The 19,273-nt window shown below is 72.0% G+C and carries 19 protein-coding genes; 14 read left to right on the forward strand and 5 right to left on the reverse strand.

The genetic code is table 11. The features are described from left to right. The first annotated feature begins 2 nt into the window (after positions 1-2). From KZC56_RS08985 to KZC56_RS09020, 8 genes are all read left to right on the forward strand, one after another. Positions 3-1,157: an AMP-binding protein gene (locus KZC56_RS08985; RefSeq protein ID WP_247638387.1), complete on the forward strand. Its 1,155-nt coding sequence runs from the start codon at positions 3-5 to the stop codon at positions 1,155-1,157. A gap of 37 nt (positions 1,158-1,194) precedes the next feature. After that, positions 1,195-1,986 (forward strand): class I SAM-dependent methyltransferase, encoded by a 792-nt coding sequence (locus tag KZC56_RS08990; protein WP_247638388.1) that lies wholly within the window; start codon positions 1,195-1,197, stop codon positions 1,984-1,986. 58 nt (positions 1,987-2,044) lie between these two features. Then, positions 2,045-3,226: a sensor histidine kinase gene (locus tag KZC56_RS08995; protein ID WP_136037167.1), complete on the forward strand. Its 1,182-nt coding sequence runs from the start codon at positions 2,045-2,047 to the stop codon at positions 3,224-3,226. Then, a complete protein-coding gene (locus tag KZC56_RS09000) occupies positions 3,223-3,858 on the forward strand; it encodes a response regulator (protein ID WP_136029771.1) in 636 nt (211 codons plus the stop codon). The genes KZC56_RS08995 and KZC56_RS09000 overlap by 4 nt, the downstream gene beginning before the upstream one ends. A 97-nt stretch (positions 3,859-3,955) precedes the next feature. Beyond that, entirely contained in the window at positions 3,956-4,717 is a 762-nt protein-coding gene (locus KZC56_RS09005; RefSeq protein ID WP_247638389.1) for an ABC transporter ATP-binding protein, read from the forward strand. Next, complete coding sequence (locus KZC56_RS09010; protein ID WP_247638390.1) at positions 4,714-6,174, forward strand: ABC transporter permease; 1,461 nt, start codon at positions 4,714-4,716, stop codon at positions 6,172-6,174. The genes KZC56_RS09005 and KZC56_RS09010 overlap by 4 nt, the downstream gene beginning before the upstream one ends. Before the next feature lie 18 nt (positions 6,175-6,192). After that, entirely contained in the window at positions 6,193-6,852 is a 660-nt protein-coding gene (locus tag KZC56_RS09015; protein WP_206251723.1) for a 2-phosphosulfolactate phosphatase, read from the forward strand. Positions 6,853-6,929: 77 nt separating this feature from the next. Further along, positions 6,930-7,451: a DUF3054 domain-containing protein gene (locus KZC56_RS09020; protein WP_206251722.1), complete on the forward strand. Its 522-nt coding sequence runs from the start codon at positions 6,930-6,932 to the stop codon at positions 7,449-7,451. A gap of 52 nt (positions 7,452-7,503) precedes the next feature. Here the strand turns inward: KZC56_RS09020 and KZC56_RS09025 are convergent, their stop codons facing one another. From KZC56_RS09025 to KZC56_RS09040, 4 genes are all read right to left on the reverse strand, one after another. Continuing rightward, on the reverse strand, positions 7,504-7,992 hold the full coding sequence (locus KZC56_RS09025; RefSeq protein WP_136032277.1) for a SprT-like domain-containing protein: 489 nt from the start codon (positions 7,990-7,992) through the stop codon (positions 7,504-7,506). Positions 7,993-8,035: 43 nt separating this feature from the next. After that, positions 8,036-8,563 (reverse strand): hypothetical protein, encoded by a 528-nt coding sequence (locus tag KZC56_RS09030; RefSeq protein ID WP_136032279.1) that lies wholly within the window; start codon positions 8,561-8,563, stop codon positions 8,036-8,038. Between the two features lie 82 nt (positions 8,564-8,645). Beyond that, the gene (locus KZC56_RS09035; RefSeq protein WP_247638391.1) at positions 8,646-9,506 is read right to left on the reverse strand and encodes a spermidine synthase; all 861 of its coding nucleotides are present in this window, start codon (positions 9,504-9,506) and stop codon (positions 8,646-8,648) included. A 29-nt stretch (positions 9,507-9,535) separates the two neighbouring features. Continuing rightward, complete coding sequence (locus KZC56_RS09040) at positions 9,536-10,795, reverse strand: LCP family protein (protein WP_136032283.1); 1,260 nt, start codon at positions 10,793-10,795, stop codon at positions 9,536-9,538. 150 nt (positions 10,796-10,945) lie between these two features. Here KZC56_RS09040 and KZC56_RS09045 point away from each other — a divergent pair, with 150 nt between their 5' ends. From KZC56_RS09045 to KZC56_RS09065, 5 genes are read left to right on the forward strand one after another with little or no spacing between them, the layout of a single operon-like run. Next, positions 10,946-12,235 (forward strand): sugar ABC transporter substrate-binding protein, encoded by a 1,290-nt coding sequence (locus KZC56_RS09045; RefSeq protein ID WP_136032286.1) that lies wholly within the window; start codon positions 10,946-10,948, stop codon positions 12,233-12,235. A gap of 15 nt (positions 12,236-12,250) precedes the next feature. Next, complete coding sequence (locus KZC56_RS09050; RefSeq protein ID WP_136032289.1) at positions 12,251-13,225, forward strand: carbohydrate ABC transporter permease; 975 nt, start codon at positions 12,251-12,253, stop codon at positions 13,223-13,225. Then, entirely contained in the window at positions 13,222-14,055 is an 834-nt protein-coding gene (locus tag KZC56_RS09055) for a carbohydrate ABC transporter permease (protein WP_136032291.1), read from the forward strand. Before KZC56_RS09050 ends, KZC56_RS09055 begins: the two co-directional genes overlap by 4 nt. Continuing rightward, complete coding sequence (locus tag KZC56_RS09060; protein ID WP_206251719.1) at positions 14,052-15,572, forward strand: glycoside hydrolase family 3 protein; 1,521 nt, start codon at positions 14,052-14,054, stop codon at positions 15,570-15,572. Before KZC56_RS09055 ends, KZC56_RS09060 begins: the two co-directional genes overlap by 4 nt. Positions 15,573-15,586: 14 nt before the next feature. Next, positions 15,587-16,459 carry a MurR/RpiR family transcriptional regulator gene (locus KZC56_RS09065; RefSeq protein WP_136032295.1) on the forward strand — a complete coding sequence of 291 codons (873 nt, stop codon included), beginning with the start codon at positions 15,587-15,589 and terminating at the stop codon, positions 16,457-16,459. Between the two features lie 22 nt (positions 16,460-16,481). On the opposite strand, the gene KZC56_RS09070 is transcribed toward KZC56_RS09065, so the two are convergent. Then, positions 16,482-17,405, reverse strand: a complete 924-nt coding sequence (locus KZC56_RS09070) for a sugar kinase (protein ID WP_247638392.1) — start codon at positions 17,403-17,405, stop codon at positions 16,482-16,484. Between the two features lie 167 nt (positions 17,406-17,572). On the opposite strand from KZC56_RS09070, the gene KZC56_RS09075 reads away from it, so the two are divergent. Then, entirely contained in the window at positions 17,573-19,246 is a 1,674-nt protein-coding gene (locus KZC56_RS09075) for an ABC transporter substrate-binding protein (RefSeq protein WP_136032298.1), read from the forward strand. The last annotated feature ends 27 nt before the right edge of the window (positions 19,247-19,273 follow it).

Genomic DNA, 19,273 nt, shown 5'->3' on the forward strand with positions numbered 1-19,273 from the left:
GCATGACCGCCCTGATCCCGACCGACGCGGAAGACACGGGACAGCTGCGGGACGCACTCCAGCGGACGCTCGACGGCGGCCCGGCGCTCGGCTTCGGCATGCTGGGCGGCGCTCCGGAGCACGTGGCGGACGGCATAGCGGCGGTCATCGCGACCTCGGGGTCGAGCGGCATCCCCAAGCGCGTGGCCCTGAGCGCGGAGGCGCTGCGGGCGAGCGCCGAGGCCACGGCCGCGCGCATCGGCGAGGGGCGGTGGCTGCTCGCGCTCCCGGCCGGTTACGTCGCCGGACTCCAGGTCATGGTGCGCTCGCTCCTCGCCGGGACGGAGCCGCGGCAGATCGAGGGACGCTTCTCCCCGGTGTCGTTTGCCGAGGCGACGCTGGCCATGCTGCGCCCGGCGGGTGCGGCGGGTGTTCCCGAGCTGTACACCTCGCTCGTGCCCGCCCAGATCGCCACGCTGCTCGACGCGGCGGAGGACACCGCCGTGCGCGCGGCACTGCAGGCGTACCGGGCGATCCTCGTGGGCGGGCAGGCGCTGCCGGAGCCGCTCAGGGAGCGCGCGGGCGACCTGGGCGTGCGGATCGTGCGCACCTACGGCTCGACCGAGACCAGCGGCGGCTGCGTGTACGACGGCGTGCCGCTCGACACGGTCGCGGTGCGGGTGGTCGACGGCGAGCTCCGCATCGCCGGACCCATGCTCGCGGAGGGCTACCTGGGCGACGGCTCGCTCACGGCTCGCACCTTCCTGCACGACGAGCACGGCATCCGGTGGTACCGCACGGGCGACCTCGGCCTCGTGGAGGACGGGGTCGTGCGCGTGCACGGCCGGGCGGACAACGTGATCGTGTCGGGCGGGATCAACATCTCGCTGGACAGGGTGGAGGGCATCGTGCGGCGCGTGCCGGGGCTGCACGAGGCGGTGGTGGTGCCGGTGCCGGACGAGCGCTGGGGTGAGGCGTCGGTGATCGTCGCGCCGCGGGGCGAGGTGCTGCGGCGCAGCGAGGCGGAACAGCTGGGGCAGGCGCGCGAGGCGGTGGCGGCCGAGATCGGCGCGCACGCCCGTCCCTCGCGTCTCGTCCTGGTCGACGAGCTCGCGGTGCTGTCGTCGGGGAAGCCCGACCGCGAGGCGATCCGCCGGTCGGTCGCGGAACTGCACTGAGGCGTCGCCCGCCCGCGGTCCTGCCAGACTGGGGCGCATGGCCACGTACACGCACGGACACCACGAATCCGTCCTCCGCTCGCACAACGTGCGCGACATCGCCAACTCGGCCGCGTACCTCCGCCCGCACCTCACCGCGCAGACGCGACTGCTCGACGTCGGGGCGGGTCCCGGCAGCATCACGGTCGACTTCGCCGGGGCGGTCGCACACGTCACCGCGACCGAGATCGACGAGTCGGCGCTGTCGCTCTCGCGCGAGCTGGCGGCGCAGCGCGGCCTCGACAACCTCTCCTTCTCGGTGGAGGACGTGCACGCGCTGAGCTTCGCCGACGACACGTTCGACGTGGTGCACGCGCATCAGGTGCTGCAGCACGTGGCCGATCCGGTGCAGGCGCTACGGGAGATGCGGCGTGTGACCGTGCCGGGCGGCCTCGTCGCCGCGCGCGATGCCGACTACGCGGGCTTCCTGTGGTTCCCGGTGCTGCCGGAGCTCGACCGGTGGCTCGACCTCTACCGCCGGGCCGCGCGTGCGAACGGGGGCGAGCCGGACGCGGGGCGGCGGCTGCTGGCGTGGGCCCGCGCGGCGGGCTTCGGCGAGGTCACCGCGACCGCGTCCACGTGGTGCTACGCGACCCCGGAGGAGCGCGACTGGTGGGGCGGCATGTGGGCCGACCGCATCCTGGAGTCCGCCCTCGCCCGGCAGCTCGTGGACGAGGGCTTGGCGACCCCGGCCGACCTGCGCGACATCAGCGAGGCGTGGCGGCGGTGGGCGGGCGACGGCGACGGCTGGTTCCTCGTGCCGCACGGCGAGATCCTCGCGCGGGCGTGAGCGGCGGATACATCGGCAGACGGATGTCTCGCCCGGCGTGCTCGCGTAGCGTGGGGGAGTGATCCGGCCGCTCTCCCGCACGGCGCTCATCCTCGACATCGTCGGGGCGGTGCTGCTGTTCGTCATCTTCACTCCGATGTCGGTGGTGTTCTACGCGCCGCCGGTCACCGGAGAGCCGGTCGCGGGCGCCGCGGTGGCGGCGGTCGTCGTCGCCGGGCTCCTGATGTTCGGCGCGGTGGCGATCGGCCGGCTGTCTCCCGGGCTGGCGCTCGTGGGCGCCTGGGCCGGCGCGATCGTCCAGATGCTCGCCGGCTTCGGGCCGCTGCCGATCGACCTCGCGATCCTGCTGGTGCTGTACGCCACGTCGGCCTGGGGGTCGCGCCGCGTGCTGTGGTGGGGCCTCGGCTCGGTGATCGTCGGCGGCGTGATCGCGGCGCTCTACATGGTGTTCGTCAGCGGGGTCGCGTTCGGCACCGGCACCGGGTGGGAGCTCGTGACGGGCGGCACGCTGCTGCTCGCGGCATCCATCATGGCCCTCGGCTTCGCGTGGGTGTGCGGTCTGCTGTGGCGCGTGGTGCTGCGGTCGCGGCGCACCAGGGCGGCGCAGCTGCAGGCCGAGGCGCTCGCGGCGGAGGAGCAGGAGCGCGTGCGCATCGCCCGCGACATGCACGACATCGTGGCGCACTCGCTCGCGGTCGTGATCGCGCAGGCCGACGGGGCCCGGTACGCCGCGGCCGTGAAGCCCGAGATGGCGACCGAGGCCCTCGGCACGATCGCCCAGACGGCCCGCGGTGCGTTGAGCGACGTGCGGATGCTGCTCACCCAGCTGCGGCACCGCCAGGGCGACGGTCCGCAGCCCACCCTCGCCGATCTGGAGACGCTGTTCGCGCAGGTGCGCCAGGCAGGTATCGAGCCGCGCGTCACGGTCGACCCGATGCCGCCGGGGGAGCCGCCGGGGGCGATCCAGCTCGCGGTCTACCGCATCCTGCAGGAGGCCCTGACGAACGCGATCCGGCACGGCGACGGGGCGGTCGACGTGCACCTGGCCTGGCTCCCCGACCGCGTGGACATCCAGGTGCGCAACACGGTGGCGGCCGACGCCCCGCCGTCCGCACCGGGCGGGCACGGACTGATCGGGATGCGGGAGCGCGCGCAGCTGGTCGGCGGTAGTCTGCACACCGAGCGCCGTGGTGCGCAGTTCGTCGTCCAGAGCAGCCTGCCGATCGGAGCCTCCCAGTGATCAGAGTCGTGCTCGTCGACGACCAGGCCCTGTTCCGCGCCGGGATCCGCATGCTGGTGGCCTCGCAGCCCGACCTCGAGGTCGTGGGGGAGGCGGGCGACGGCAGGGAGGCGCTCGCGGTGGTCGCCACGACGCGGCCCGACGTGGTGCTGATGGACATCCGGATGCCGGTGATGGACGGCCTGACCGCGACCGCGGAGATCCTCGCCCGTCCGGAGCCTCCGCGGATCGTGATGCTCACCACGTTCGACCTCGACGAGGCCGCGGCCCGCGCGATCCGGCAGGGCGCGAGCGGCTTCCTCCTCAAAGACGCCGATCCGGAGTTCCTGCTCGCGGCGATCCGCACGGTGCACGCGGGGTCCAGCGTGATCGCGGCGTCGGCGACCCGCGAGCTGTTCGCGCACTTCGCCGAGGCGCCCCGCCCCGTCCCGCCGCAGTACGGCGAGCTGACCGAGCGCGAGCGGGAGATCTTCGCGCTCGCCGCGCGGGGTCTGTCGAACGCGGAGATCGCGGCGCGGGAGTTCCTGAGCGAGGCGACCGTGAAGACGCACATCAGCCGGATCCTCACGAAGCTGGCGCTGCGCGACCGCGTGCAGCTGGTGGTGTTCGCTTTCGAGCACGGTCTGGCCTGAGCGCGACCGCGTCCTCCGCGAGATCATCCTTCCGATGTATCGGGATGCTCCCGATGGGCGACGCGGTGCCCTGGACGGCGGAAATAGCGTCGAGGACATGGAGATCACGACCAGCGACCTCGGGCTCGCCGCCCGCGTCCAGCACCTGAAGAAGACCTACGGCTCCGGTGAGGGCACGGTCCACGCGCTCGACGACGTGAGCGTCGGCATCCGCCGCGGCCAGTTCACCGCGATCATGGGGCCGTCCGGCTCCGGCAAGTCCACGCTCATGCACATCATGGCCGGGCTCGACAGCCCCACCGAGGGCCGGGCGTGGATCGGCGACACCGAGATCACGGGGCTGAGCGACCTCGACCTCACGCTGCTCCGGCGCCGCCGCGTCGGCTTCATCTTCCAGGCGTTCAACCTGGTGCCCACGCTCGACGCCCTCGGCAACATCCTGCTGCCGTTCGAGCTCGACGGTCGCCGGCCGAGCGCGATCGAGCGGGCCCGCATCGACGGCCTCATCGACACCCTCGGTCTCGGGCCGCGCCTCGCGCACCGTCCCCACCAGCTGTCGGGCGGCCAGCAGCAGCGGGTCGCGATCGCCAGGGCGCTCGCCACGGCCCCCGACCTCGTGTTCGCCGACGAGCCCACCGGCAACCTCGACTCGAAGACCGGTCGGGAGGTGCTGCGCCTGCTCGCCTCCGCGAGCCGCGAGCACGGCCAGTCCATCGCGATGGTCACGCACGACGCGATCGCCGCGAGCCACGCCGACCGGGTGCTGTACCTGGGCGACGGCCGCATCGTCGCCGACCACCCCCGCCAGACCGCCGAGCAGATCTCCGCGTACATGCTGGCCGCCGAGGTGACGGCATGACCGCCGTCGCGACCGTCGTCCCGGAGACCAGGGCGACCGGTCCTCGCCTGGGCTGGCTGCGCGACCGCGGCATGGGTGCGAGCATCCTGGTCGCGGCGCTGTCCGCCGCCTTCGGCGTCTTCCTCGTCGAGATCACCGCCTACATCGGCGCGGTGCTCCAGTCCGACCCGTTCATCGGCGACAGCGGCACCCTCGCCGTCGTCGTCGCGATCCTCTCGGTGCTGCTCACCGCGGTGGCCATGTACGTCGCCGCGATCGTCACGGCCAACACGTTCTCGACCATCATCGCCGGCCGCACCCGTCAGATCGCCCTGCTGCGCCTGATCGGTGCCACGGCGCGCTCGCAGCGCGGACAGGTCGGACGACAGGGACTCATGGTGGGTCTGCTCGGTGCCGCCATCGGGCTCCTCGCCGGTCTCGCGCTCTCCGCGGCGGCCGTCGAGATCGGGGGACGGTTCGTCGCCAACGCCCCGACGGACTTCACGCTCGCGCAGCCCGCGCTCGCACTCCCGGCGATCGGCGTCGCGCTCACGACGTGGGCGGCCGCGTGGGTGGGGTCGCGCCGCGTGCTCGCTGTCACGCCGCTGCAGGCGCTCGGCGGAGCGGTCGAGCGCACGCACGATGAGGTCTCGGGCCGGACGGGGCGCCACGTGGGGGCGTGGGTGCTGCTGATCTCGGGTGCCGCGCTGCTCGCGGGCGGCGTGATCCTCGGGCTCGTGACCCCGCTCGGCGTGGTCGTGGCGTTCTTCGGCGGCATCCTGTCGTTCACCGGGCTCGCGCTCGGTTCGGTGCTGTTCATGCCGCCCGTGCTGCGGCTCGTCGGTCGCCTGTTCGGATCGAGCGCGACCGCACGGCTCGCGGCCGAGAACGCCCTCCGCTACCCGGAGCGCTCGTCGCGCATGGCGATCGGCGTCGTGATGGGCGTGACCCTCGTGACCATGTTCGCCGTGGCCCTCGAGTCCGCCAAGCGCCTCATGATGAGCCAGACCACCGAGGAGATCCCGCCGGAGTTCTTCGCGCCGTTCGACGCCTTCGCGGCCATCATGATGGTGCTCGTGGCGGTGTCGGCGGTGATCGCCGCGGTCGGCCTGGTCAACCTGCTCACGATCGGGGTCGTGCAGCGTCGGCGTGAGCTGGGGCTGCTGCGGTCGATCGGCCTCTCCAACGGACAGGTGCGCCGCTTGGTGCTGCTGGAGGCGACGCACATCACGGTCGCCGCGACCCTCACCGGGCTCGTGCTCGGCGTGGCCTACGGCTGGATCGCGGCGCAGTCGCTGCTCGGCTCGGTGCCCACGCTGCCGGAGTTCACCCCGGCCGGCCTCGTCGCCCCGCAGGTGCCGTGGCTGCCGGTCGTGATCATCGTCGCGGCGACCGCGGTCCTCACGCTCGTGGCGGCCGCGACGCCCACGCGCCTCGCGACGCGCGTGGCACCGGTCGAGGCGCTCGCCGCGGACTGACGCCCCTAGGCTGGACGGGTGCCGTCGCCGTTCGATCAGTCCACGTATCAGGTCCGCCTCGACTGGGGGGTCGCCGGGCTCCGGCGGCTCGCGCCGTCCGACGTGATCGTGGTGGTCGACGTGCTGCGGTTCTCGTCCGTCGTGGCGGAGGCTGTCGCGGAGGGCGCCGAGGTCCCGCTGGCCGGAGCGCTCGAGTGGTCGCGCAACGGGGCGGCGGTCGCGGCCGCTGCTCCGGCCGAGGCCACGGTGCTGCTCGGCTCGCTGCGCAACGCCCGGGCCGTGGCCGCAGCGGTGCAGGCGGAGCAGGAGCGTCGTCAGGGCCGCACCTCGGTCGCGATCATCCCGGCGGGAGAGCTCGACGAGGCAGGGGAGCTGCGCTTCGCCGCGGAGGACCTGCTGGGGGCCGGAGCGATCGCGGCGGCGCTCACCGACCGCGGCATCGACCACACGGCACCCGATGCGGCCGTCGCGGCCGAGGGTTTCCGGGCGCTGCGGCGGGCGCTGCGGCACCTGGTGGGGGCCACCGGCTCCGCGCGCGAGCTCGCGGCGGGCGTCGCGGCCACGGAGCGCCTGACCGCTGCGGGGCTCACCCCCCTCGCCCCCGTCGAGGCTGCGGCACTGGATGCGATCGACGCGGTGCCGGTGCTGCGCGAGGGGCGGTTCGTCCGCCACACCTGAGCGCGCGGTGCCACCGGTCACACGGCGGTCCGCCGCGCCGGCGAGCCGATGACGGTGGCGCGGCGTAGGGTCGGGGCATGAGATACCTCCCCGCTCTCATCGTCGACGCCGTGCTCGTCCTGGTCTTCGCCGCGATCGGGCGGGCATCCCATCAAGAAGACCCGGCCGGGTTCCTCCTCACCGCCTGGCCCTTCCTGGCCGCGCTGCTGGTCGGATACGCGGTGGCGCTGCTGCTCCCGGCACGACCGCGGCGACCGTGGTCGCTGGCGTGGGGTGCCGTCGTGTGGGTCGTCACGGTCGCGGGCGGCATGCTGTTGCGAGTGCTGAGCGGCGACACGGCCGAGGTGCCCTTCATCGTGGTCGCGTCGATCGTGCTGGGGCTGTTCCTGGTGGGCTGGCGCGGGCTCGCGGCGCTGGTGCGGCGTCTGCGCGCGTCGTCCGACCGGGGCTCGGCCTCCGCGCCGCAGACCCGCCCGTCGGCGGCGGCGTTCCCCGCGGCCGTGCCGGAACCGGGTGCGGCGGCCACGCGTGCCCCGGAGGCGTCGGCGGCGGACGATCCCGCCGAGGCGCCGGAGTCGCGCGACCCCGATCCCGCCTGAGCCGGGTCACGGCGGACGGCGACTGCGCGGAGACTTGGAGCCGCGGGCGTCGTCAGCGCGGCAGCTGCGCAGCGAGTCGGGCGTCCGTGGTGATCTCGCGGCGCGTCCAGGCGAACAGGTGCCGGGAGTCGAACGTGCGCGAGCACCGGGCGCACGAGGTGGCCCGCGTCGGGCGGCGGTGGCGATAGGTCACGTGCCCCGCGGGGCAGTGCCCCACCCACGGCGCCAGTTCGACCGCGGTCTCGCCGTGGTGGGTGGTGCCGCCGACGTAGCCGAGGTCGGCGGCGACGCGTTTCCAGGCGGGGCCGTGCGCCGCCGCGTGACCCGCGAGCGCATGGGCCACCTCGTGCAGCAGGACCTGGTGGATCTCGTCGTCCTCGAAGCGGGCGGCGAGGTAGCGCGATACCGTGATGCGCTTGTTCGTGTAGTCGCACTGCCCGGCACGGCGCTTGGCATGGTCGAAGTCGAACGTCCAGCTGTCGTCGAGGTGCAGCCGGATCAGTGCCTCGCCCCAGACGCGCACTCGGGTCAGTTCCGCCATGGGCTCAGGGTAATCCACGGCGGGGACATCGGGGTGCTGCGGCTCAGCCCGCGATGAGCTGCGACGGTCGGTGCCGTTCGGCGGCCTCGATCGCCAGCAGCACGGTCTCCAGCTCGCTGTCGGCCGCGCCCGACTCGCGCCGCAGGAACAGCGACTGCTTGAAGCTCTCCCGCGCGGTGTCGAAGTCGCCGGCCTCGTAGGCGTTCTTGCCGTGGTGCTGGTAGGCGAACGCGGCGATCGACAGCCAGCGCTGCCCCTCGGCCTCGGAGGCGCACGTGGCCAGCTCCTGCTCGGCGGCCGCATGGGCGCCGCGGTACTGCAGGATCGTGGCGTGCAGCACACGGGCGCGCAGCACGTCCCGGCGGGTTCCGGCCATCCGCGCCTGGCGCACGGTCTCCTCGGCGAGCACGAGCGCCTCGTCGAGACGGTCGAGCACCTTCAGCAGCCACACGCGCTCGAGCAGTGCGGGCAGGGAGCGCTGCTCCTCGATCTCGGTCAGGCGGGCAGCGCACTCGTCGAGATCGACCAGTTCGCGGAGGGTCTCCCGGTCGTAACCCCGGATCAAACTCATTGCTCTCCTTCTGATGCGTCCCCGCCGCGTCCCCGTCCAGTGTGCCTGGCGTCTGCGCGGTCTCGAAGGCGGCGCGCCCTGGTCAGCGCAGGAACAGCGATGCGTCAGGGCGGGGCGACGCGACGGCGTCCGCGTCCGTCACGACGCGAGCTCCCTGGAGGAACGCCTCCGCCTCCGCGCCCTGGGCGATCTTGGCGGGGTGGGGCCCGGCCGCGAGCAGTCGCGGCAGCCACTCGGTGGGCAGCGGCGCGGCGGATGCCGCGAGCACGAGGTTGCCGAATCGCCGTCCCTTGAGCACCTGCGTGTCGGCGAGGATGCCGAGCTCGGGCAGCACGGCGGCGATGGTCGCGGCCTGGCGCCGGGCGAACGCGAGCCCCGGTCCGTCCGCGACGTTCACCAGCAGCACGCCACCGGGGGCGAGCAGCCCGGAGAGCTCGCGGTAGAACTCGACGCTCGTGAGATGGGCGGGCGTCTGCGCGCCGGAGTACACGTCCGACACCACCAGGTCGCAGGCGTGGTGCAGTGCGGCGGGCAGGCGCCCCACACCCTCCCGTGCGTCGCCGATGCGCAGCCGGATGGCCGCGCCCTTCGGGAGGGGGAGGTGCTCCCGGACGAGCTGCACGAGCGGTGCCTCCAGCTCGATCACCTGCTGGCGCGAGCCGGTTCGCGTGGCCTCGATGTAGCGGGGGATCGTGAGCGCGCCGGCACCGAGGTGCACGGCGGTGAGCGGACCGGCGGGCAGCTGGTCGATCACGGCGCCCATCCGCACGATGTACTCGAAGTGCAGGTGGGTCGGGTCGTCGAGGTCGACGTGCGACTGCGGGGTGTCGTCGACGATGAGCTCGAAGCCGCTCGTGAACTCGGAGGGGACGATGCGGGCGATGCCGCCGTGATCGAGCCGGGTCTGCGGGTGCTCGGTGTCTCGCGCGCGCGTCCGGCCCATGCTCCGAGCCTACGCGCTGCGCCGACCGCTCAGCGCTGGTTGCCGACCGCGCACGTCTCCTGCTCGAGCGTCTGACCGGAGACGTCCGGGGGCAGGGTGGCCCGCGCGTCGGGCGTCTCGCCCGGCGCGGGGGTCGCGGCGGTGCCGTCGGTCTCGCCCGGCGCCGGTGTCACGAGCTCCACGCCGCGGCGGGTCGCCACGTCGCCGGTCAGCTGCAGCGGCTGTCCGGACTTGATGGCCGCCCACAGCTGTTCGGCCGCGGCCTCGTTGGGCACCACGCGGTCGTCGTCGTCGGGGTCGACGACGTTGGGGTACTGCACGAAGACGAAGTCGCTGAACTTCACGTCCTTCAGGGCGAGCGCGAGCTGCGCGAGCCGGAGCGGGTCGTTGAGCGATTCGCTGGGGTCGATGTTGTCGGCCACGGCGTTCGCGATGCGCAGCACCTTCGGCACATCGGTGAGCGTCTCCTCGCTGAGCACCTTCTTCGCGAGGCGCGACATGTACTGCTGCTGGTTGGAGATGCGTGCCAGGTCGCTCTCGTCGCCCACGCCGTGCCTGGTGCGGATGAACTGCAGTGCCTCGACGCCCGACACGGTGCGCATGCCCGCGGGCCAGTCGATGCCCGTGTGCCGGTCGCGGATGCCCTCTCCCGCGATGCACACCTCGACGCCGCCGATCGCGTCGGTCACGGCCATCACGCCGTCGAAGCTGATGGCGGCGGCGAACTCGATCGGGATGTCGCCGAGCGTGCTGACGGTCTTCGCGACGCACGAGAGCCCGGCGTGCTCGAACAGGGAGTTCATGCGCGCCTTCTGCATGGCCGATGCGACGGAGCCGTCGGGCCGGGTGCACTCCGGCACCTCGACGCCGAGGTCGCGGGGGAGCGAGACGACCGTGACGTTGCGGGGCTCGGCCGAGACGTGCACGAGGAGGGTGACGTCGTTGCGGCGGAGTCCGTCGGCCTCTTCGCACCGCTCCGCGAACAGCGCGGTCGCGCGCTCTCCGCACTCGTCCGTCCCGGCGATCAGGATGCTGAAGGACTTGTCGGCGGGATAGGCGCCGATGGTGGGCGGGTCGACCTCGGGGGCTCCCTCCAGCACCACGGCGTCGTCGCCGATGCGGGCGAACAGGTCGACGATCAGGAACGTGCCGACGCCGATGACGGAGACCAGCACGACGGCGAGGGAGATGCCGAGGAGCCGGAAGACCCGTCCGGCGGTGCTGCGCGTGCGCTGCGGGGCGTGGCGGGCGATGGTCGGGCGATCGGCGTCGTGTCCGCGGCGTGGCATAGGCGCGAGCCTACCGGCGGAGCCCGATGTTACGGGGGTGTGACGATTCTGGGAGGAACTTGCAGCGAATTAGTTAGTCGTGGATACTTTTTCCTATCCCCCGGTCTGCACCCGATGCCTACCTGGACTTTTCAAAGAGGAGATCCCTTCATGCACAAGCGCATTCTTCCGGCAGTGGCGCTCGGCGCCGCCGCCACGATCGCCCTGGCCGGCTGTGCCGGCGGCAGTGGCGACAACGGCTCGGCCGACGGTGAGGGCAAGGAGCTCACCGTCTGGATCATGAAGGGGACCAACCCCGACGCGACCGCGTTCTACGACAAGGTCTCCGAGGCCTTCGAGGAGGAGACCGGCGCGACCGTCAAGATCGAGGAGATCCAGTGGGCCGACGCCCACGACCGCTTCGTCACCTCGATCGCCGGCGGCACCACCCCCGACATCGCCGAGACCGGCACCACCTGGACCGCCGAGTTCGCCGACGCCGGCGCGCTCCTCCCGATCGACGAGTACGTCGACGGCGAGAAGGGCCTGCGCGACGACCTGGTCGAGGGCCTCTCGGTCGCGGGCACGTACGACGACGAGCTCTACGGCATGCCGTGGTACGCCGGCGTCCGCTCGATCGTCTACCGCACCGATGTCTTCGAGGAGCTCGGGCTCGAGGCTCCGAAGACGTGGGACGACATCGTCACCGCGGGCGAGGCCATCAAGGCCGCCAAGCCCGACATGCTGCCCTTCCCGGTCGCGGGCGACGCCGAGTTCCAGGTCTACCCCTGGGTCTGGGGCGCCGGCGGCGAGATCGCCACGAAGGACGGCGACACCTGGACGAGCGAGCTGGACAGCGCCGAGTCGCAGGCCGGCATCGAGTTCTACACGGGCCTGGCCACCGAGCACGGCTTCTCCTCCGCGGGTGCCACCACCTGGAAGGAGACCGACCTCCGTGACGCGTTCACGCAGGGCAACGTCGCCATGATGCTCTCCGGATCGTGGACCCCGAACGCGCTCGTCGAGGCCAACCCCGAGCTCGAGGGCAAGATCGGCGCCGCGGTCATCCCCGGCCAGGACGGCGGCATCGCCCCGTCCGTGCTCGGCGGCTCGCACCTGTCGATCTTCAACACCACCAAGAACGCCGACCTGGCGTGGGAGTTCGTCAAGCTCATGACCACCGGCAAGTTCGCCGAGCAGTGGTCGGACGAGACCGGCTACTTCCCGGGCGTGCAGTCCGCGATGGAGGAGGCCCTCGCCTCGACCGACCCGCTCGTCGCCCCGTTCGCGGAGCAGATGGTCGACGGCGGCGCGTCCGTCCCGGTCACCCCGAACTTCGGCGCCGTGCAGGCGAAGAAGACGACCAACGCCATGATCCAGGCCATCCTCAGCGGGCAGAAGGACGTCGCGACCGCGACGAAGGACGCCGCTGCGGAGATGACCGAACTGCTCAACCAGTAAGGAACCACTCCTTCCATGTCGATGGTGCAAGCGCCACTGCCGGCCACGAAGGCGGAGTCCACCTCCGCCTCCGTGGCCGGCGGCCGGAAGAAGCGAGGACTCTCGCTCGTCACGGCCCGTCCCTGGCTTCTCCTCGCGCCCGGGCTGATCATCCTCGCGGTGCTCATGCTCTGGCCGCTCGTCCAGGTGTTCATCTACTCGCTGCAGGACTACGGACTGCGCGAGATCAACACCGGCGAGAACAACTGGATCGGCCTGGACAACTACGTCGAGGCGCTCACCAACCCGACCCTGTGGACGGTGGTGCTCCCCAACACGGTCGGCTTCGCGGCCGTCGCGGTGTTCACCACCGTCGCACTCGGGACCCTGGTCGCGCTGCTGCTCGCGCGCCTCGGCACCGTGTGGCGCACCATCGTGTCCAGCTGCATCATGGTCGCGTGGGCGATGCCCGCCGTGACCGGCACCTACGTCTGGACGTTCATCTTCGATGCCGACCGCGGCATCTTCAACTCGGTGCTCCAGGACCTCGGCCTCATCGACGGCCAGGTCAACTGGTTCACCAACCAGTGGTCGTTCTACGCGATCGTGCTGCTCAACGTCGTCCACCACGGCTTCCCGTTCGTGGCGATCACGGTCCTCGCCGGGCTCCTCGGCGTCTCGAAGGAGATGCTGGAGGCCGCGGCCCTCGACGGCGCCGGTGCATGGCGCCGGTTCTGGAAGATCATCTTCCCCACGCTCAAGCCCGTGTTCTCGGTCGTCATCATCCTGTCGACCATCTGGGACTTCAAGGTCTTCGCGCAGGTCTACCTGATGCCCGGCGGAAGCGGCGGCAACCGCCAGGTGCTGAACCTGGGCGTGTGGTCGTACGTGGAGTCGTTCGGGCAGAACCGCTACGGCTTCGGCGCCGCGCTCGCGGTGCTGCTCACCCTCGTCCTGATCGGCATCACGATCGTTTACATCCGGTCGCTCATGAAGGAGGACGAGCTGTGAACCCGCGCCCCCGGCTCCGCTCCCGCATCGGTCTCGGGATCGGCGTCGCCGCCGTCCTGATCTTCACGCTGTTCCCCGTGTACTGGATGGTCTCCAGCGCACTCGACGGCAAGGCCTCCAGCGGTGGGCAGTCGCTCCTGCCGCAGGAGTTCACGTTCGACAACTTCGCCTTCGTGCTCACCGAGGGCGGCTTCGGCACCTACCTGCGCAACTCCGCCATCGTGGCGCTCGTCACGGTGCTCGTCAGCGCGCTGGTGTGCCTGCTCGCGGCGGTCGCCGTCGCGCGCTTCCGCTTCAAGTTCCGCACCACGATCCTCATGATGATCCTCGTCGTGCAGATGGTGCCGCTCGAGGCGCTCGTGATCCCGCTGTTCCTCCAGGTGAAGAGCCTCGGCCTGCTCAACAGCATCATCGGTCTGATGGTGGTGTACGTGGCGCTGTCGCTCGCGTTCGGCATCTGGATGCTGCGCGGCTTCGTCGCCGCCGTGCCCGTCGAGCTGGAGGAGGCCGCGTACATCGACGGCGCCAGCTGGTGGCGCATGTTCCGCTCGGTGCTGCTTCCGCTGGTGATGCCGGGTCTCGTCGCGACCAGCATCTTCAGCTTCATCACCGCCTGGAACGAGTTCATCTTCGCGATGACGATCCTCGGTGCCCAGACCGACCAGTACACGGTGTCGATCGGCCTCAAGTCGTTCTTCGGCCTCTACTCCAACGACTGGGGCAGCATCATGGCCGCATCGACCATCATCACCGTGCCGGTCATGATCTTCTTCGTGATCGTGCAGCGTCGGCTCTCCGCCGGCATGGTCGCCGGGGCGGTGAAGGGATGACCGACGAGCTGGAGCGCCTGGCGAACGGCGTGCTGTGGCCGGGCTTCCTCGGTACGGAGGCGCCCGCGTGGCTTCTCGATGAGCTGCGCGATGGACTGGCCGGTGTCGTGTACTTCGGGCAGAACGTCGGAGAGGGGCTGCCGGCGCTGAGCGCCCAGATCCTCGACGCGAACCCCGCGGCGCTGATCGGCGTCGACGAGGAGGGCGGCAGCGTCACGCGCCTGGAGTCGGCCACCGGCTCCACGCTCCCCGGCGCGGCGCAGCTCGGCACGCTCGACGATCTCGTCGCCTCGGAGCGCACCGGTGCGGAGCTCGCCCGCCGCGTGCGGGCGGTGGGCGGGAACGTCGTGCTCGGCCCGGTCGCCGACGTCAACACCGATCATCGCAACCCGGTCATCGGCGTGCGGTCCTTCGGCGCGGACACGGAGCTCGTGTCGCGCCACGCGGTCGCGATGCTCGACGGCATCCAGGACGGCGGGGCGGCGGCGTGCGTGAAGCACTTCCCGGGTCACGGCGACACCCACGTCGACTCGCACCATGCGCTGCCCCGGATCGACCTCGACCTCGACGAGTACGAGCGCGAGCACCTGGAGCCGTTCCGTGCCGCGGTGGAGGCGGGCGTCGACGCCGTCATGACCGCGCACATCGTGGTTCCCGGGTGGGGCGACGCTCCGGCGACCCTCAACCCGCGCGTGCTCGGCATCCTGCGCGACTGGGGCTTCGACGGCGTGATCATCACCGACGCGCTCGACATGGCCGCGATCCGCGAGACCGTCGGGCTCGGCGGCGGCGCGGCACGTGCCCTCGCCGCCGGCGTCGACCTGCTGTGCATCGGCAATCCGACCAACCCCGGCGAGGCGGCGCTGCCCGACCAGGATCTGCGCGACTTCCGTGCTGCGCGCGACGGGATCGTGGCTGCGCTGCGCGACGGCTCGCTGTCGCGCGAGCGCGTGGAGGAGGCCGCGGGACGCGTGGCCGCCCTCGCCGCGAAGCTGCAGGCGCAGGCCGCCCGCGAGCACGCCGGGCAGCAGCCCGTGGACGGCTTCGACGCGCAGGACATCGCCCGGCGGGCGGTGACCCTCGTGGGCGCGGCGCCGGAGTCGGCCGAGGCGCTCGCGGTGATCGACGCCCGCCGTCGCTCGACCCTCGCCGTCGACAGCGCCGCGTCGTACGTGGCCAGCGCCCTCGCGGGCGACGGTGTGCGCGTCCGGCTCGATGTCGCCGCGCGTCCCGTGACGGAGCAGGACGACGTGATCGCCGAGGTCGTCGCGGCCCCGGGCACCACGGTGGTGCTGGTGGACCGGCCCGACGCGGAGCCGGCACAGCGCGCTCTCGTGGAACGCACCGCCGCCCGCGACCCGCACGCGGTCGTGGTGAACGTGGGGCTGCCCGCCCGCACCCCGCTTCCCCTGCCGACCGTCGAGGTCGGGGCGGCCAGCAGGCTCGGGGCGCAGACCGCACGGGAGGCACTCCTGGGTCGCTTCCCGCTACGGCAGAGGTCGACCACCGCCGGTTGAGACGGGATCAGCGCATGGACGACGACGTTCTGGCCACGGTGCGGCGCTCCCTGCCCAGGCTGAGCGCGGCCGAGGGCCGCGTGGCCGAGACCATCCTCGGCGACCCCACGCTCGTCGTCGACCTCGCGATCAACGATCTGGCGCAGCTGTGCCGCACGTCGCTGTCCACCGTGGCGCGGTTCGCCCAGTCGCTGGGGTTCAGCGGCTACCGCGAGCTGCGGGTCGCGGTCGCCCGCTCGGTCACGCTCGCCCAGGCGCAGCAGGCGCGCTTCGGCCTGGACACCACCGCGATCGATCCGCACGACGGGCCAGGCGCGATCGCGGCGAAGCTCGCGGCGCAGGAGATCGACGCGATCGAGAAGACCGCCCGTGCGCTCGATGAGGCCGCCCTCGACCGGGTCGCGCGTGCGCTGGTGGCCGCCCGCCACATCGACCTGTTCGGTCAGGCGGCGTCGTCGCTGACGGCGCAGGATCTGCAGTTGAAGCTGTCGCGCATCGGGTGCTCGGTGTCGCACTCCGCCGATCCGCACCTGGCGATCACGACCGCGTCGCTGCGTTCGCCCGAGGACGTCGCGATCGCCTTCTCGCACGGCGGGGAGACGGCCGAGACGGTCAGGGCGCTGGAGGTGACGCGCGACACCGGAGCGCTCGCGGTCGCCGTGACCAGCGATGCGGACTCCCCGCTCGCGGCGGTGGCGGACGTGGTGCTGCTCAGCCAGGCGCAGGAGTCGCCGTATCGCATGGCGGCGATGTCGAGTCGGATCGCACAGCTCGCCCTGATCGACGTGCTGTTCGTGCGCGTGGTGCAGCACCGCGGGGAGCCGGTGGCCGTGTCCCTGCAGCGCACGCACGATGCCGTGCCGCCGCGCCGTCCGCGCCGCGCGTAGGGGGGGGTGACGGCAGGGGGGGTCAGTCCACGTGGTCGCGGGTGCTGGCGATCGCGCGCGTGGCGATACGGTGCGCACGGGCCAGGCTGCCGCTGAGCGAGAGCCCGGCGAGCACCCCGGCGAGGAAGCCGCCGGCGAACGCGTCTCCCGCGCCGATCGTCTCCACGACGGGCGCGTCGAGGGCGTCGCTCTGCGCGCGATCCCCGCGGTCGAACGCCACGGCGCCGACCGGGTCGGTCACCACGACGAACCGCGGCTCGGGGAACAGCGCGCGGAGGGCGTCGGGGTCGCTCGTGCCGAACACCGCCGCGGCGTCCGGCCTGGTGCAGAACAGCACGTCGGCGTCGCGGGCGAGTCCGCCCAGCAGGCGCTTCGCGTGGTCTTCCCTCCCGCGCCAGAGCGCCGGGCGCCAGTTGAGGTCGAAGCTCAGCAGCGCGTGAGCGGGACGGTGGTCGCGGAACAGCGCATCCTGCGCGGCGGCGGCCGAGTCCGACAGGGCTGGCGTGATGCCCGAGGTGTGCACGAGCGCGGCGCGGGCGAGGAGGGCAGCGGCCGCGGGCGTCTCGAGGGTGCGCGGAGACAGTGCGGCGGCGGCCGACCCTGCCCGGTAGTAGTGCATCGTGCCCTCGACCGTGCCGTCCGGCCGGGGCGACAGCTCCTTGACGTACAGCCCGGTCGGCGCGTCCGCATCGACCTCGATCGCGCTGTCGTCCACGCCGTGGGCGCGGAGCTCGCCCGTCAGGAACCGGCCGAACCCGTCGTCGCCGACGCGCGAGACCACGGCCGTGTCGACTCCCGCCGAGGCGAGCGCGATCGCGGTGTTCCACTCCGCGCCCGCGAGCGACCGGTCGAACGTGCGGCAGATCTCCAGGGCACCGGCGGTGGCCGGGACGAGGGCGACCATGCCCTCGCCGAAGCAGACGGCGAGCGGGGTGGACTCTGGCACGTTCTCGACGGTACCCGATCCGCAGTCCCGCGCGTGTCGATACCGGATCGCAACCTCCGGCTATTTGGCATCCGCGATCCGGCTGGGTACCTTCGAGGAATCACCGTCTCCGGGGCGACGACGCCCCGGGTACGCGCATCGAAGCGCCCGACAGGGAAGGTCACACAATGCACCAGTCAGCCATGCGTCGGCGAGGGATCGTCGCCGTCACCGGAGCGGCCATCGCGGCTCTCGCTCTCGCCGGATGCGTCGCCAGCGAGCGCGGCGACAACGGTTCGGAGGGCTCGGGCGACGTCGACGGCACGTTCGTCTTCGCCGCGTCGTCCGATCCGGCGAGCCTCGACCCCGCGTTCGCGCAGGACGGCGAGACGTTCCGCGTCTCCCGCCAGATCTTCGAGGGTCTGGTGGGCACCGAGCCGGGCACCGCCGACCCCGCGCCGCTGCTGGCGGAGTCGTGGGAGTCGTCCGAGGACGGCATGTCGCACACCTTCCAGCTGAAGGAGGGGGTGACCTTCCAGGACGGCACCCCGTTCAACGCCGAGGCGGTCTGCTACAACTTCGACCGCTGGTACAACTGGACCGGTCTGGCCGCCTCCGAGGCGTTCGGCTACTACTACAACAAGCTCTTCAAGGGCTACGCGTCGAACCCCGCCGACGCCGTCTACAAGTCGTGCACGCCCGACGGCGAGAACTCCGTCACGATCGAGCTGAACAAGCCGTTCGCCGGGTTCATCGCCTCGCTGTCGCTGCCCGCGTTCGGCATGCAGAGCCCGTCCGCGATGCAGGAGTTCGGCGCCGATGAGGTCGGCGGGTCGGCCGAGGCGCCGCAGCTGTCCGAGTACGCGATGGGCCACCCGGTCGGCACGGGCCCCTACCAGTTCGAGGAGTGGGCGCCGGGCGAGCAGGTCACGCTCAAGGCCTACGACGACTACTGGGGCGACGCGGGTCAGGTCGACGAGATCATCTTCCGCACGATCGACGATCCGACGGCCCGCCGCCAGGCGCTCGAGTCCGGCTCGATCGACGGCTACGACCTCGTCGGTCCCGCCGACACCAAGGCGCTCGAGGACGACGGCTTCACGATGGTGTCGCGCCCGCCGTTCACGATCCTGTACCTGGCGTTCAACCAGGCCGTGCCCGAGCTGCAGGACCCGAAGGTGCGCGAGGCCCTCTCGTACGCGGTCGACAAGGACGCGCTGATCAGCCAGGTGCTGCCCGAGGGCACGCAGAAGGCCACGCAGTTCGTGCCCGAGGTCGTCAACGGCTACAACCCCGACGTCACGACCTACGACTACGACCCCGAGAAGGCCAAGGCCCTGCTCGCGGAGGCCGGCTACGACGAGTCGAACCCGCTGAAGCTCACCTTCAACTACCCGGTCAACGTGTCGCGTCCCTACATGCCGGACCCCGAGCAGATCTTCACGGTGCTGTCGTCGCAGCTGTCCGAGGTCGGCGTGGAGACCACCCCGGTGTCGGAGGAGTGGGTCGAGTACCTCGACCGCACGACCGGCACCTCCGACCACGGCATCCACCTGCTGGGCTGGACGGGCGACTACAACGACACCGACAACTTCGTCGGCGTGTTCTTCGGCCAGCAGAGCTCGGAGTGGGGCTTCGACAACCCGGAGCTGTTCCAGAAGCTGACCGAGGCTCGCGGCGTGTCCAACCTGGAGGAGCAGACCGCGCTGTACGAGGACATCAACGAGATGGTGGCGGAGTTCATCCCCGGCGTCCCGCTCGCGCACCCGGCTCCGACGCTCGCGTTCGACCCGCGCGTGAAGAGCTACCCTGCCAGCCCGGTGAACGACGAGGTCTTCACGGACATCGTCCTCACCAAGTAACGGCCTGACCGACCGAGACCCCTTCGT

This window comes from Microbacterium sufflavum (genome assembly GCF_023091155.1).
In the GTDB taxonomy this organism is placed as follows: Bacteria; Actinomycetota; Actinomycetes; order Actinomycetales; family Microbacteriaceae; genus Microbacterium; species Microbacterium sufflavum.